At 62.2% G+C, this 14,998-nt stretch carries 7 protein-coding genes and 1 pseudogene; 5 read left to right on the top strand and 3 right to left on the bottom strand.

The window, feature by feature from the left end; all coding sequences use genetic code 11:
- Positions 1–205: 205 nt before the first annotated feature.
- From rpoC to DL240_RS09345, 3 genes and pseudogenes are all read right to left on the bottom strand, one after another.
- Positions 206–4,366 (bottom strand): DNA-directed RNA polymerase subunit beta', encoded by a 4,161-nt coding sequence (gene rpoC, locus DL240_RS09355; RefSeq protein ID WP_111729613.1) that lies wholly within the window; start codon positions 4,364–4,366, stop codon positions 206–208.
- Between the two features lie 98 nt (positions 4,367–4,464).
- Positions 4,465–8,670 (bottom strand): annotated as a pseudogene (gene rpoB / locus DL240_RS09350) (DNA-directed RNA polymerase subunit beta); the annotation flags it as partial.
- A gap of 523 nt (positions 8,671–9,193) precedes the next feature.
- Complete coding sequence (locus DL240_RS09345) at positions 9,194–10,594, bottom strand: NERD domain-containing protein kinase family protein (protein WP_111729611.1); 1,401 nt, start codon at positions 10,592–10,594, stop codon at positions 9,194–9,196.
- A gap of 149 nt (positions 10,595–10,743) precedes the next feature.
- On the opposite strand from DL240_RS09345, the gene DL240_RS09340 reads away from it, so the two are divergent.
- The 5 genes from DL240_RS09340 to DL240_RS09320 all read left to right on the top strand — a co-directional run bounded on the left by DL240_RS09340 (position 10,744) and on the right by DL240_RS09320 (position 14,989).
- Complete coding sequence (locus DL240_RS09340; protein WP_111729610.1) at positions 10,744–11,400, top strand: Rossmann-fold NAD(P)-binding domain-containing protein; 657 nt, start codon at positions 10,744–10,746, stop codon at positions 11,398–11,400.
- 258 nt (positions 11,401–11,658) lie between these two features.
- Positions 11,659–12,270, top strand: a complete 612-nt coding sequence (gene rpsD, locus DL240_RS09335; RefSeq protein WP_111729609.1) for a 30S ribosomal protein S4 — start codon at positions 11,659–11,661, stop codon at positions 12,268–12,270.
- Positions 12,271–12,385: 115 nt separating this feature from the next.
- Positions 12,386–12,961, top strand: coding sequence for a hypothetical protein (locus DL240_RS09330; protein ID WP_111729608.1), 576 nt, complete (start codon positions 12,386–12,388; stop codon positions 12,959–12,961).
- A 6-nt stretch (positions 12,962–12,967) separates the two neighbouring features.
- Complete coding sequence (locus DL240_RS09325) at positions 12,968–14,086, top strand: tRNA-queuosine alpha-mannosyltransferase domain-containing protein (RefSeq protein WP_111729607.1); 1,119 nt, start codon at positions 12,968–12,970, stop codon at positions 14,084–14,086.
- A gap of 120 nt (positions 14,087–14,206) precedes the next feature.
- On the top strand, positions 14,207–14,989 hold the full coding sequence (locus tag DL240_RS09320; RefSeq protein WP_111729606.1) for an enoyl-CoA hydratase-related protein: 783 nt from the start codon (positions 14,207–14,209) through the stop codon (positions 14,987–14,989).
- Positions 14,990–14,998: the final 9 nt, after the last annotated feature.

Raw genomic sequence — 14,998 nt, 5'->3', positions numbered from 1 at the left:
GACGCACCTGCTCTAAACCTACGGATCTTCGCCCCTTCAGCAACCTCCGCCCCCTTGGAACAACCCCCGCCTCATAGCCCTTCCGGACCACGCCCGAAATCAAAAACGCCGACGGCCCTCTCCTCGCGCTAAGGAAAGTGCCGTCGGCGCCTTGATCCGAAAAGCACGAGCCGCCCCTCACCGGAGCGAACTCGTACGCTGGCGATCACTCGCCGGCGGCCATCTCCTCATCCAGCGTGCCGAAGCGACGCTTGATGGCATCGGGAAGCTCCTCCGGAGACTCCACCCGGTGACGCAGCTTCTGATACTGCGTGGCGCCGGTTCCCGCCGGGACCAGACGGCCCATAATGACGTTCTCCTTGAGGCCGCGCAGGTAATCGACCTTGCTCGCCAGCGACGCCTCGGTAAGCACCTTGGTCGTCTCCTGGAAACTCGACGCCGAGATGAAGCTCTCCGTCGACAGCGACGCCTTGGTGATCCCGAGCAAGAGGTCCTGACCCACTGCCGGACGACCGCCCTTCTCTACGAGCTTGCGGTTGACCGATTCAAACTCCGCGCGCTCCACCTGCTCATCGGTCAGGAAATCGCTGTCGCCCACTTCGACGATGCGCACCTTGCGCAGCATCTGGCGCACGATCACCTCGATGTGCTTGTCGTTAATCCCGACGCCCTGGAGACGGTACACCTCCTGAATCTCGTCCACGATGTACTTCGCCAGATCCTTGCGACCCTTGACCTTGAGGATGTCGTGCGGGTTCTCCGAACCCTCCATCAACGCCTCACCGGCACGCACGCGGTCGCCCTCAAGCACCGTAATGTGCTTGTTCTTGGGGATCTTGTACGATTTCGGATCACCAACATCGGGGGTCACGATGACCGTGCGCTTACCCTTGGTCTCCCGACCGTAGGAGACGATGCCATCGATCTCACTGATGATCGCCTGTTCCTTGGGCTTACGCGCCTCAAAGAGCTCGGCAACACGCGGCAGACCACCGGTAATATCTTTGTTCTTGGTCGTCTCGCGCGGGATCTTCGCCAGAATCTGACCGGGCTCCACCGGCTGACCTTCGTTCACAAAGATCGCCGCACCCACCGTCAAGAATTGACTCGAGAGGATCTTGCCGCCCTTCTTGTCTTCGCGAATCGAGATCTTCGGGCGCACGCTGGAATCGCGGCTCTCAATAATCACCTTACGCGAGAGACCGGTGTCGGCATCGACGCGCTCCTCCATGGAGACGCCTTCGATGATGTCCTCGTACTTCACCAGACCGGCCACATCGGTGAGCACCGGAGTCGCAAAGGGCTCCCACTCGGCCAGGGTCGCGCCCTGCTCGATCATGTCGCCGTCGCTGTAGTAGAGGCGCGCACCGTAAACCAGCGGATAACGCTCACGCTCGCGATCCTGATCATCAACGATCGAGACCTCCCCGTTACGGGTCATCACGACGTTGACCTTGGTGCCGGCTTCATCGCGCTCGACCAGACGCACGTTGATCAGGCGCACCTTCCCGCTGAAGCGCACCTCGTGGGCCGACTGCTCAACGCGCAGCGAGCTAATACCACCGATGTGGAAGGTACGCATCGTAAGCTGCGTTCCCGGCTCCCCAATCGACTGCGCGGCGATCGTTCCGACGGCCTCACCCACGTTGACCATGCGGCCACGCGCCAGGTCGCGACCGTAGCAACGCACGCAAACCCCGTTCTCCGACTGACAGGTCAACGTCGAGCGCACCCGCACCTTCTCGATGCCCGAGTTCTCGATCGCTTCGGCGGTGTCCTCATCGATCTCACCATTGGCGTCGATGAGCATCTCGTCGTTGTGATCCCAGATCGGCTCCAGCGCCACCCGACCCAGCAGACGAGCTGCCAGCGGCTCGATCACCTCACCACCCTCGTACAGGGCGGTCAGATCGATGCCGTCGAGCGTGCCGCAATCGAACTCCACAATCACGCAATCGTTGGCCACATCGACCAGACGACGCGTCAGGTAACCGGAGTTCGCCGTCTTCAGCGCCGTATCGGCCAGACCCTTACGCGCACCGTGCGTCGAGATGAAGTACTCGAGCACCGTCAGACCTTCGCGGAAGTTCGCCGTAATCGGCGTCTCGATGATCGCACCGGAGGGCTTGGCCATCAGACCACGCATCCCGGAGAGCTGACGCATCTGCTGCGCGGAACCACGCGCCCCGCTGTCCGCCATAATGAACACCGGGTTAAACGACTTGCTCACCTCTTCGGCGCCGGTGACCTTATCGACGAACTTCTCCGTCGAGATCTCCTTGCTCATCTGGCTGGCCACCTCTTCGGTAGCGTTGGCCCAGATGTCAACGACCTTGTTGTAGCGCTCACCGTCGGTGATCAGACCCTCGGTGTACTGCGCCTGGATCTCGTTGACCTCTTCGCGCGCCGCATCAACCACGGTCCACTTGTTGCCCGGGATCTGCATGTCACCGATCGAGACCGAAATCCCGGCCATCGTCGCGTAAGTGTACCCGATCGTACGAATGGCATCGGCCACCAGAACCGTCATCTTGTTGCCCGCCATCCGGTAACAAGTGTCGACCACGTGAGCCAGGGCCTTCTTGGTCAACGAGCGGTTCACCAGCGAGAAGGGCAGCTCTTTGGGCATGATCTCGTAGAAGAGCACCCGACCACAGGTCGTCTCCACGATCTCGCCCTCATGGCGCACCTTGATCTTGGCCAACAGGTCGAGCTCATCGGAATCGTGAGCCATGCGCACTTCTTCGAAGTTCGCGTAAAGCCCCTGAATCGGATGCCCCTGCTCATTCTCCCGGTAGCAACCCCGGGCAAAGGGACGCTCGCTGGTCATGTAGTAACAACCCAGGACGATGTCCTGCGTCGGCACGATGATCGGACCACCGTTAGCCGGCGAGAGAATGTTGTTCGTACTCAGCAGAAGCACGCGGGCTTCCATCTGCGCTTCCAGCGAGAGCGGCACGTGCACCGCCATCTGGTCGCCGTCGAAGTCGGCGTTGTACGCCACACACACCAACGGGTGAATGCGGATCGCCTTACCCTCAATCAGCACCGGCTCAAACGCCTGGATCCCCAGACGGTGCAGCGTCGGCGCACGGTTGAGCAGCACCGGGTGCTCTTTGATCACCTCATCGAGAACGTCCCAGACCTCGGAGCGCTCCTGCTCCACCATCTTCTTGGCGCTCTTGATGGTGGTCACATACCCTTTCTCTTCGAGACGGTTGTAGATAAAGGGCTTAAAGAGCTCCAGGGCCATCTTCTTGGGAAGACCACACTGGTGGAGCTTAAGCTCCGGGCCGGCCACGATGACCGAGCGTCCCGAGTAGTCCACGCGCTTCCCGAGAAGGTTCTGGCGGAAGCGGCCCTGCTTGCCCTTGATCATGTCCGAGAGCGACTTCAGCGGGCGCTTATTCGGACCGGTGATCGTCTTGCCACGGCGACCGTTATCAAAGAGCGCGTCGACCGCCTCCTGGAGCATCCGCTTCTCGTTGCGGATGATGATCTCCGGCGCGTGCAGATCGAGCAGGCGCTTGAGTCGGTTGTTGCGGTTGATCACCCGACGGTACAGATCGTTGAGATCCGAGGTCGCAAAGCGCCCCCCGTCCAGCGGCACCAGCGGACGCAGATCCGGCGGCAGCACCGGGATGACGTCGAGAATCAGCCACTCGGCAAGGTTCTGCGAGTCGCGCACGGCCTCCACGATCTTGAGGCGCTTGGCGATGCGCTTGCGCTTGGCCTGGCTGGTCGCTTCTTTCATCTCCGCGCGCAGCTCTTCGGCGATGCGCAGGATGTCGAGTTCAGCCAGAAGATCTTTGATGGCGTCGGCGCCCATACGCGCCTCAAACACATCGCCGTACTCTTCCAGGTACTGCATGTACTTCTGCTCGGAGAGCACCTCGCCCTTCGACAGGGGCGTAAAGCCCGGGTCGGTGACGATGTAGGCCACGCAGTACAGGACCTTCTCCAGATCCTTAAGCGTGATATCGAGCAGGTTACCGATGCGCGAGGGCAGGCTCTTAAGGAACCAGATATGCGCCGTCGGAGTGGCCAGGTTGATGTGTCCCAGGCGCTCACGACGCACCTTGGACTGAATCACCTCCACGCCACACTTCTCGCAGACCACGCCGCGATGCTTCATGCGCTTATACTTGCCGCAGATGCACTCGTAGTCTTTAACCGGACCGAAGATCTTGGCGCAGAAGAGGCCATCACGCTCCGGCTTAAAGGTGCGGTAGTTGATCGTCTCAGGCTTTTTAACTTCGCCGTGACTCCACTCGCGGATCTTCTCCGGGCTGGCGATTCCAACCCGAATCGCGCTGAAGCTTAACGGGTCTTTGGGCTTTTCGAAGAAGCTGAAGATATCTTTCAAGGTACCCTCCTTCAGGGACTCAAGAGGTACATACGATCATCGTCGTCGCGCCGCCGGCCTCGACAGCCGGCGGCCGAACTCTGCCTTTAAGCCACGTCTTCCAGAAGTTCGACGTTCAGGCAGAGCGAGTGGAGCTCTTTGATCAACACGTTGAAGCTCTCCGGCAGGCCCGGATCCAGCGAGAAGTCGCCCTTGACGATCGACTCGTAGATACGCGTGCGGCCCTGGACGTCGTCGCTCTTCACCGTCAGGAATTCCTGCAGCGTGTACGCGGCGCCGTAGGCCTCAATGGCCCAGACCTCCATCTCACCCAGACGCTGACCACCGAACTGCGCCTTACCGCCGAGCGGCTGCTGGGTGACCAGGCTGTAGGGCCCGATCGAACGCGCGTGAATCTTATCGTCGACCAGGTGGTGCAGCTTCAGGATGTACATCACACCCACGGTCACCGGGCTATCAAACGCCTCGCCGGTACGACCGTCGTAGAGCACCGACTGTCCGCTGATATCCAGGTCAGCCAGACCCAGCATCTCGCGAATCTCCGTCTCCGGAGCCCCGTCAAACACCGGCGTGGCCATGTGCACGCCGTCCTTCATCGAACGGGCGAACTCCAACAGGTTGTCATCATCGACCTGATTGATGACCTCCCGGGTCTCCTCGTCCTTGAACACGCTCAACAGGTAGTTACGCAGGTTCTCGGGCTTCTGCATCTCCTCGAGCATCTCGGTGATGCGAACCCCCAGGCCACGCGCCGCCCAGCCCAGGTGCGTCTCCAGGATCTGACCGATGTTCATACGGCTGGGAACACCCAGCGGGTTGAGCACCACGTCCACCGGCGTTCCGTCTTCCAGGAAGGGCAGATCTTCGATCGGCAGGATGCGGCTGATGACACCTTTGTTCCCGTGACGACCGGCCATCTTATCGCCGACCTGAAGCTTGCGCTTCACCGCCACGTAGACCTTGACCATCTTGATGACGCCCGGGGGCAGATCGTCGCCCTTGCGCGCCTTCTTGATCTTCTCACCGTAGTTGGTGCGAATCACCAGGATCTGGTCCTCAACGTCGCCCAGGATCTGCATGAGCTTGGAGGTCGTCTCCTCGTCGATATCGAAGTCCGGCCAGTAACGACGCGGAACCTCGCTGAGCACCTTCTCGGTGAGCTTGGTGCCCCCCTTGACCAGGACCTGCTTCGACTCATCCACCAGGTCGCTCTGAGTCTTCTTCGAGCTCAGAATGTCCCGCATCTTACGGTAGGCCGCGTCGCGAAGAATACGGATCTCGTCGTTCTGATCCTTGAGCAGCTTGGCTTCCTCGGCGTCTTCGATCGCGATGGTGCGCTCGTCCTTCTCGGCGCCTTCACGATAGAAGACCTGCGCGCCGATCACCGTGCCGCTGGTGCCCGGAGGCATGCGCAGCGAGGTATCGCGAACATCGCCGGCCTTCTCACCGAAGATCGCCCGCAGGAGCTTCTCTTCCGGCGAGAGCTGCGACTCACCCTTGGGCGTAATCTTACCGACCAGGATGTCGTCCGCGGCCACTTCGGCGCCGATGCGGATGATGCCGGCTTCGTCCAGATCGGCCAGCGCCTCTTCACCCACGTTGGGGATGTCGCGCGTGATCTCTTCCGGTCCCAGCTTGGTATCGCGGGCGGTCGCCTCGTACTCCTCGATATGCAGCGAGGTGAACCAGTCTTCTTTGACCAGGCGCTCGCTCAGCAGGATGGAGTCCTCGAAGTTGTAGCCGTTCCACGGCATGAAGGCCACGACGCAGTTCTGGCCCAGCGCCAGCTCACCGCGCTCGGTGGAGGGACCGTCGGCAAGAATCTCACCGGCCTCCACACGATCGCCCACATTCACCAGCGGACGCTGGTTGAAGCAGGTCCCCTGGTTGGAACGGGTGAACTTGAGCAGGTTGTAGATATCGGGCTTCACAAAGAGCTGATCGCCGATGTCATCGGGGCGCACCACAATGCGGTCCGCACCACTGGACTCGACCACCCCGGCGTGCCGGGCAACGATCGTGATGCCGGAGTCGCGCGCCACCGTACCTTCGATGCCGGTACCGACCAGCGGCGAACGGCTGCGCATCAGCGGCACCGCCTGGCGCTGCATGTTCGAGCCCATCAGCGCGCGGTTCGCATCGTCGTTTTCCAGGAAGGGAATCAGACCCGCACCCACGCTCACCAGCTGGTTGGGCGAGACGTCCATCAACGTGACCTGCTCCGGGAGCACGAAGGTCGGCTCGCCGGCGTCACGCGCGGCGACCTGTTCGTTGACGAAACTGCCATCATCATTGAGCTCGGCGTTGGCCTGAGCGATGACGTTATTCTCTTCTTCCAGCGCCGAGTAATAACGCACCTCGGTGGTCGCTTTGCCGTCGATGACTTTGCGGTACGGAGTCTCAATGAACCCGTACTTGTTGATGCGCGCGTAGGTCGACAGCGACGCGATCAGACCGATGTTCGGTCCTTCCGGCGTCTCAATCGGGCAGATGCGACCGTAGTGCGTCACGTGAACGTCGCGCACCTCAAAGCCGGCGCGATCACGGGTCAGACCACCCGGTCCCAGAGCCGAGAGGCGGCGCTTGTGCGTGACCTCCGAGAGGGGGTTGTTCTGGTCCATGAACTGCGAGAGCTGGCTGGAGCCGAAGTACTCCTTGATCACCGCGCTCACCGGCTTGGCATTGATCAGATCGTCGGGCATCAGCGTCTCGATATCCTGCGAGATGCTCATCCGCTCTTTGATGCCACGCTCCATGCGCACCAGCCCGATGCGGTACTGGTTCTCCAGCAGCTCGCCGACCGTACGCACGCGACGGTTACCCAGGTGGTCGATGTCATCGACCGTGCCCCGACCGTTACGCAGCTCGATGAGGTAGCGCATCGTCTCCAGGATATCTTCTTCGCGAAGCGTCTGAATGCGCCAGCGATCGAGCTCCTCGGTGACTTCGGCCAGCTCGGCCTCGGCTTCTTCCCGCGCCTTTTTGCTGGAGACCGTCTCGATCTTCTCGAGCAGTGCCTTCTCCCGCTCTTCCAGCGGCACCACGATCTCGCGGTGGAACTTGTAGTTGAGCTTCAGGCGCCCCACGTCGGAGAGATCGTAGCGCTCCGGGTTGAAGAAGAGGTTATCAAAGAGGTTCTGAGCCTGCTCCTGGGTGGGGGGATCACCGGGGCGAAGGCGCTGGTAGATCTCGAGGATCGCGTCTTCGGCGTTGGTGATCTTGTCGACCAAGAGCGTGTTGCGCAGGTAGGGACCCACGTTAACGTTGTCGATGAAGAGCACGTTGATCGACTCAATGCCACGCGTGAGCAGCTCTTCGAGCTTGGCCTCGGTGAGCTCTTCGTTGCACTCGACCAGAATCTCACCGGTCTCCATGTCGAAGATATCTTCGGCGGCAACCTTGCCCAGCACCTCTTCCAGTGCGATCGGAATACGGGTGAGCCCGGCCCGGGAGATGCGGCGAGTGGAGCCACGCGTAAACTTCTTGCCCTTCTTGACGAGGACGTTGCCCTCCTCATCGGTCACCTCTTTAGAGGCAACCTGACCCGGAAGCAGCTCCAGGTTGACCGTCTTGAAGAAGCTCGACCCCTCCAAAAAGATCTGTTCGGTATCGTAATAGTAGTTGAGCAACTCTTCGGTCGAGTAGCCCAGCGCCCGCAGAAGCACGGTGGCAGGCATCTTGCGCTTGCGGTCGATGCGCACATGCACGATGTCCTTGGCATCGAACTCAAAGTCCAGCCAGGAGCCGCGGTAAGGAATCACTCGCGCCGAGTAGAGGAACTTACCCGAGGAGTGGCTCTTGCCCTTATCGTGGTCAAAGAACGAGCCCGGCGAACGGTGCAGCTGGCTGACAATCACCCGCTCGGTGCCGTTGATGATGAAGGTCCCCTTCTCGGTCATCAGCGGGATATCGCCGAAGAAGACTTCCTTCTCCTTGACGTCGCGGATCGAGCGCGTCTCGGTGTCTTCATCCACATCCCAGACCACCAGACGAATCACGACTTTCACCGGCGCCGCATAGGTCATGCCGCGCGCGATGCACTCGTCGATGTCGTACTTGGGCTTCTCGAGGTTGTAGCTGATAAACTCCAGAGTCGAGGTCTCGTTGAAGTCCTTGATCGGGAAGACGCTCTTGAAGACGCCCTGCAGGCCCGTATCCGTGCGCTCCTCGTGAGGCACCTCGGTCTGCAGGAAGTCGTCGTAGGAGCGCCGCTGCACTGCGATCAAATTCGGAATGTCGACAATCTTCTTGATCGAACCGTAGTCTTTGCGGACTCGGAAGTTCGACTTGATCGTTAGACCCATCGTCTCTCCTTGGAGTGCTGCCAAAAGTGCGATTCACCGCCTCGCAGACGACATCGCCCCCCGCCGCGCGCCGGATTCCAGGGGGCGCACGCAGGGGGGTCAATTCGTCTACAAGGCGGCGACATCAATTGCCTGCCCTAACATGTCTTAAGCCTGCCTGGAGAAGAGCTCTGCCAGCGCAGGTCGCGGATCACCGCACGTGCTTCATTTCACTCGTTCTTTGACGTACAAAAAAAGTCCCGCCTTCTTGCGAGATCCAGCTCTTACAGGTGTTGCCGGCTATGCGCTGGGAGCTCTCGATGCGGAACCTTCATCAATTGTCGCGCCGTGGTCTGCCTCCATGGCGCCACGGTGTGTGTCAACTTGTGTCCAACCCGCTCCCGGTCGTCGCGCTCGGACCAATCCCGTGCCGCAAGCACACGCCGCGGGCACAGGGCGGGTAAGGCGCCGTAGACTATGAGCGCAACCTGTGGGTGTCAAGAACAAATGAGGAGTTCTGTCAAGGGAAAATTCCCGGCCCTTTTCACCCCGGCGCGGGCACCGTTGCCTCAAACGCCTGCGACACCAGATCGAGCTCCCCGAGGCGTTCGCCCGGCTCAGACCCGAGCATCTGACCGATCACCTCGGCGACCGCCTCCCAGGGAATCGCCGCTTTGCGACGCGCCCAGGTCTCTTCGATCTGCAGGAGATCGCTCATGCCTTCAAACAGACGCTCCAGCGTCAGCAACTCAAAGAGGATCGCGCCTAATGAGAAGACATCGACGCGATGGTCATAGGGCTGCCCCAGCCACAGCTCCGGAGCCCGGTAGCCCTCGGTGCCGATGGCGTTGAGGTCCTCGGAGATCGACTCGAGCTGTTGCACCCGGGAGTAGTCAAAATCGGCGATTTTAAAGGGCACCCGCGCCTCGCGTCGCGTCATGTAGATAACGCCCGGATGCAGGTTTCGGTGAAGAATCCCCGCCTGATGGATGCTCTGCACCGCGGCGGTCAGCTCGCGCGCCAGCTCCCAGCGTCGCTCCAGCCGCCAGCCTTCCTGACGCGCTCGTTCCAGATAATCTCCCAGCGTCTTGGCCCCCACCCATTCGCTGACCATGTAGAAGATCAGCTCGTCATCGCGATCCCGCAACACATCGTAGCTGCGCGCCACGTAGGGGTTGTCATCAAGGACCGAGAGCGCCTCGGTATCGCGCATCACCCGTGTGATCTCAGCCTGCTGCCGGGCGCGATCGTGGAGCGGATCCATGCTATAGGCTTTGATCCGCACCCGGCTGCGGCTCTGCAGATAGCGATGCTGGCCCACGTACTCGCGGTACTGACGGTGGGGAACCTGGAGTTCCCGCTCGATCTCGTAGGTCTCGATCGTGATCTTCTCACCGGGGGCATCGGCCACCGGAGCGATGGCGTTGACGATCGCATCGCGCGCCGCCTTATCCCGGAAGCGGCCCGGCCCCTGCTCCTGGAGCAGCTCCAGGTCCACAAAGTACGCGTAAACCTCATCGGGCTGGATCACATGTCGGCGCAGCTCCACCGGCAGGCTCAACTCCTCGACCTTGCGCGGGAAGAGCACCACCGGCGAGCAGAACACCTCGGCGGGCAGACCCCCGCACTTGGCTCCCAGGTACTGGCGCAGCGCCTTGGCCTTGCGCTCCAGGGGCGTGATCGGATTGCTCACCGTGCCCCAGGGCACCTTCCAGCGCCGAGCATCCCCGTGGATGGGACCGCTCCATCCTTTGATTTCCACGACGAAGAGGCCGTGTTCGGCGATCACAACCGCATCCATTTCCAACGAGTTGCGTCGCCCTTCAAGGCGGAGATCGAAGTTGCCGATAATCACGTAATGATCTGGCAAGAGATCGCGCAGCAGTCGAATCCCCTCGATCTCGGCGTCGTTGGCGGGCCCGCCAATCGGTATATAAGTTGCCATACTGGGTGGTCGTTCGCAGAGTCTTTAGGTCGTGCACCAGCCAGCCTCTACAGAACGTAGCAACCGGCGCGCTAGAGTGTGCCCCCTTTTGAGGGTAAGTCAAAACCTCTTTTGATCGAAGTTAAACAAAAAATGCGTTCAGGATCCCGATGCAGACACAAAATCTGGTGATCTTCGGCGGAGAGACCTACGTCGGCCAGGAGGTCGCCAGGCTGGGACGAGCGATTGGGCATCAGATCATGGTAGTATGCCAGGACGAGCCCCCGGCGCCAGTGCACCCCTGGATGGCAGGCGTGCACTGGCTTCGAGACGACTCCGGTCCCAAACCAGCCTGGCAAAACGACGGCCCGATCGACGCGTTGATCTATTGCGCAACCACCTACTTCGACGACCGCAGCGGCCGCCTCCAGGCCCGCAACGTCGCAGGCGTGCGCCGAGTGCTCCAGATGATGGAGTCCCTCCAGGCCCGCCTGGTGTATCGCTCCGCCGCCCCCACGCCCCTGGTGCCCTCAAGCTACCTGCCCAGCACCCGCCAGGCCGAAGCTCTGCTGGCCCGCGAGGCTCCCGATCATGTCAGCCTGAGACTCCCGGTGATCTACGGCCCCGATCGCCCGGACTCGGTGATGGCCGCCGCGATCGCTGGGATCGCCCACCGCTTCAACCCCGGCGCGTTCGCCCTTCCTATGAGGGTGGAGACTGCCGCTATCGCCTTATTGCGCGCGGCTCTGGAGCCTGAGCACCAGGGCGTGCTCACCGCCCCGGAGTGCGCGCAGCTCGGCGACGCTCTCTTTGCTCAGATGAGTTGATCGCGCCCTCCCGGTGCTTTGACTTGCACCCCGGGTCGCTTTATGCCAAAAAGCGCGCCTTGCGAGACCCCTCTCACGCTCTGGTCTTGCATTCGAGCGGCGCCGCCCTTATGGTATGCGCCCTTTGCTGCCGATTCGAGCAGCACGCGTGGCTGGCTCGACGCACCTATAAAGCATTGCCCCTTTTTGGATGGGTCGCTGCACGTCAGACTGACGCCGACCCAAAAAACGACAACGCACCCGTGGATAGAATCAACTATGGCTCGTTATACTGGACCGCGCCTTCGTATCGCCCGTCGCCTCGGCACCGACCTGCCGGGCCTGACCCGCAAGCTTGCTGATCGTCGCCCCTACCCGCCCGGACAACACGGCCAGGGACGCCAGCGCTTCAGCGAGTTCAAGAAGCAGCTCTACGAAAAGCAGAAGCTTCGCTACAACTACGGGCTCAGCGAAGGTCAGCTGCGTAACCTCTTCGTGGAAGCTCAGCGCTCCAAAGACCCGGCCGGTCTGGTGCTGCTGCGCCTTCTGGAACAGCGCCTCGACAACGTCGTCTTCCGCCTTGGCCTGGCCCCGACCATCCCGGCGGCTCGCCAGCTGGTCGTCCACGGTCACATCGTCGTTGACGGCAAGAAAGTGGACCGCCCGAGCTACCGCGTGGAGCCCGGCCGTGAAATCTCGGTCCGCGCCAAGAGCCGCGACATCTCGGCCATCCAGGAGTCCGTGGCGCAGCCCACCCTGCGTATGCCCGGCTACCTGAGCTTCGACGCCAAGACCCTGACCGGTCGCATGCAGGCCCTGCCCAGCCGCGAAGACATTCCGGTGCAGGTCCAGGAAAACCTGGTCGTCGAGTACTACTCGCCGCGCCTCTAATCTCGCAGCACCGCGCCCCGATCCTTTGGGGCGCACATCTCGATTTTCCCACCAGGCGCGAGCGCGACCCTTTACATAAGGGGACGCCTCGCGCCTGGTGCGTTTGGAGCTGCTCATGCGCCTGATCTCTTCGATGTCCGCCGCCGGCCTGTGTGCCCTGACGTGTCTGATCGCCCCGATCGGCTGTGGCAGTGGCCCGACGATGCGGCCGGTCGACTCCAGCGCGCTGACAAGCGCCGAGCACACGGCTCACCGGGCTGCCGAGCGAACCCGTGCCGGCCACCAGGGACTGATCTACGCCTCAAGCGAACAGGGTGCCGGCGCTCAGGCCGAAGCACAGAAGTCGCAGCAGGCCGCCGAGATGGCAAACACCACCGCCGAGCTCCGACTGACCTTTGACGAAGAAGGTCGGCTCCTGATCGATGGCCAACCGGTGGCGCCGGCCGAGGACGCCGAGGACGCCGACGCTTTGAGCGCGTCCGAGGGCTCTCCCAACGCCACCGTCGACGCCGATGCGCTGATCGCCGCCCTCCAAGAGGCGCTCGACGCGCTGGAGCCGGCCGATCGCCTGCGCATCCTCATCACGCTGCCCGCAGCGCCGCAACGCTTCGACCGGCTCTTTTCCTCACTCGGGACGGTACTCGTCAACACGTCGGTGCCCGTTGAGGTCCATCTCATTCCGACGAGTTGAGATCGCGTGAAGCTCTTGCTCTTATCGGCGTACCATGCGCACAGCCACGCGCAGTGGGCGCGGGGCCTGGCGGAACACCTTGAGGATGTCGAGATCGACATCCACGCACTGCCTCCTCGCCACTTCGCCTGGCGCTTTCGCGGCAACGCCCTGGCCTTTGCCCACGAACTCAACGTGGAGCCGGCCGGCTACCACGCGCTGCTCGCCACCTCGATGGTCGATCTGGCGACCCTGCGCGGCATCGACCCTCGCTTTGCCAGCCTCCCCACCGCGCTCTACTTCCACGAAAATCAGTTCGCCTATCCCTCCACCCAGGGCGAACAGACGCTTCACTTCCAGCTCACCAGCCTCTACTCCGCGCTGGCTGCCGATCGCCTCCTCTTTAACTCGGCGTTCAACCGCGACTCCTTCCTGGAGGGAGCCTCCACGCTGCTCAAGCGCCTGCCCGACCACGCGCCCTCCGCACTGGTCGACGCACTGCGCCAACGCTCCCACCTGCTCCCGGTACCGCTCCACGACACGCTCTTTGAGCCGACCGAGCCTGAGTACCGCCCCGACGATCGCCCCGACCACCAGCGCCCACTACGCCTGCTCTGGAACCACCGCTGGGAGTACGACAAAGCCCCGCAGACCTTCTTTAACGCCCTCTTTGCCCTTCACGAGCAAGAGATCCCCTTTCGGCTGGTCGTCCTCGGAGAGCGCTTTCGCCAATCGCCTGACATCTTCGACCAGGCCCGAGAGCGCCTGGGCGATCGCATCGACCACTTCGGCTTTGCCCCCTCCCGCGCCGAGTACCTGAGCTGGCTCCGACGCAGCGATGTGGTCATCTCCACCGCCCGCCAGGAGTTTCAGGGCCTGGCAGTCATGGAGGCCGTGGCCCTGGGCTGCCGCCCGCTCCTCCCCGAACGCCTGGCCTACCCGAACTTCTTCGGCGCTGAGTACCTCTACCCATCCCACGCCACACCCAACGCCCAGGTCGACGCCCTCGTTAACGCGCTCCGGCCCCTTCTCAGCGATCCGGCGCGAGTGCGCTCCCTACCCCTTCCCGACCTTCACAACTTGCGTTGGACCCGACTGCGGTGCACATACTACGAACACTTAAACTCACTTTGCGCGCCGCGATAGGTGCGCATCCTCTCCGCCACCGCCGGCCGATGGTCCTGGCTCACCGCCACAGCCCTGCCGGCAAATCTCGCTTGATGTCGTGGCCCTTAAATACATGTCCGAACCTCCCGGAGGCTCTCCATGTCTGATGTGCTCTACACCCTTGATGGTCCGATCGCCCGCATCACGCTCAACCGCCCCGACGCGCGCAACGCCTTCTCCGACGCGATGATCAAGGGCATCACCGACAGCCTGGATCAAGCCGAACGCGATCCCGACGTCCGCGTGGTCATCGTCACCGGTCAGGGCTCGGCCTTTTGCGCCGGCGGTGACCTCAAAGCCATGCGCGATCACAGCGGTATGTTCGGAGGTGATCCCGTCGAGCTTCGCCAGCGCTACCTGCGCGGGATGCAGACCCTGCCGCGGCGCTTTGACAGCTTCGAAAAACCCACCATCGCCCAGATCAACGGCCCGGCCATCGGGGCCGGACTGGGACTGGCCCTGATGTGCGATCTTCGGGTGAGCGCTCGCCGCGCAAAGTTCGGCTCAACCTTTGCCCGGGTCGGCCTGATCCCCGGTGATGGTGGCGCCTATCTGCTTACTCGCACGGTAGGCTTTTCCCGCGCGCTGGAGCTCATCCTCACCGCCCGGGTCATCGGCGCCGACGACGCTCTCAAGATCGAAATGGTCCACGAAGTCGTCCCCGACGATGAGCTGGCCGCACGCACCCTGGCGCTCGCCAGTGAGATCGCCGCGCTCCCCCCCAAAGCGGTCAGCATGGCCAAAACCGCCCTCTACCGCAGCGTCAACCGTGACCTGGAGAGCGCCCTACACATCACCGCCGCGCTTCAGGGCCTGATTCAGAGCACCCAGGAACACGAAGACGCCGTCGAAGCGCTCCTCAACAGCCTCCACTCCAACTGAACCCCGGAA

Source organism: Lujinxingia litoralis, from assembly GCF_003260125.1.
GTDB classification, from domain to species: Bacteria; Myxococcota_A; Bradymonadia; order Bradymonadales; family Bradymonadaceae; genus Lujinxingia; species Lujinxingia litoralis.
Note: the sequence above shows the minus strand (reverse complement) of the source record. Positions and strands in the feature narration are given on the sequence as shown.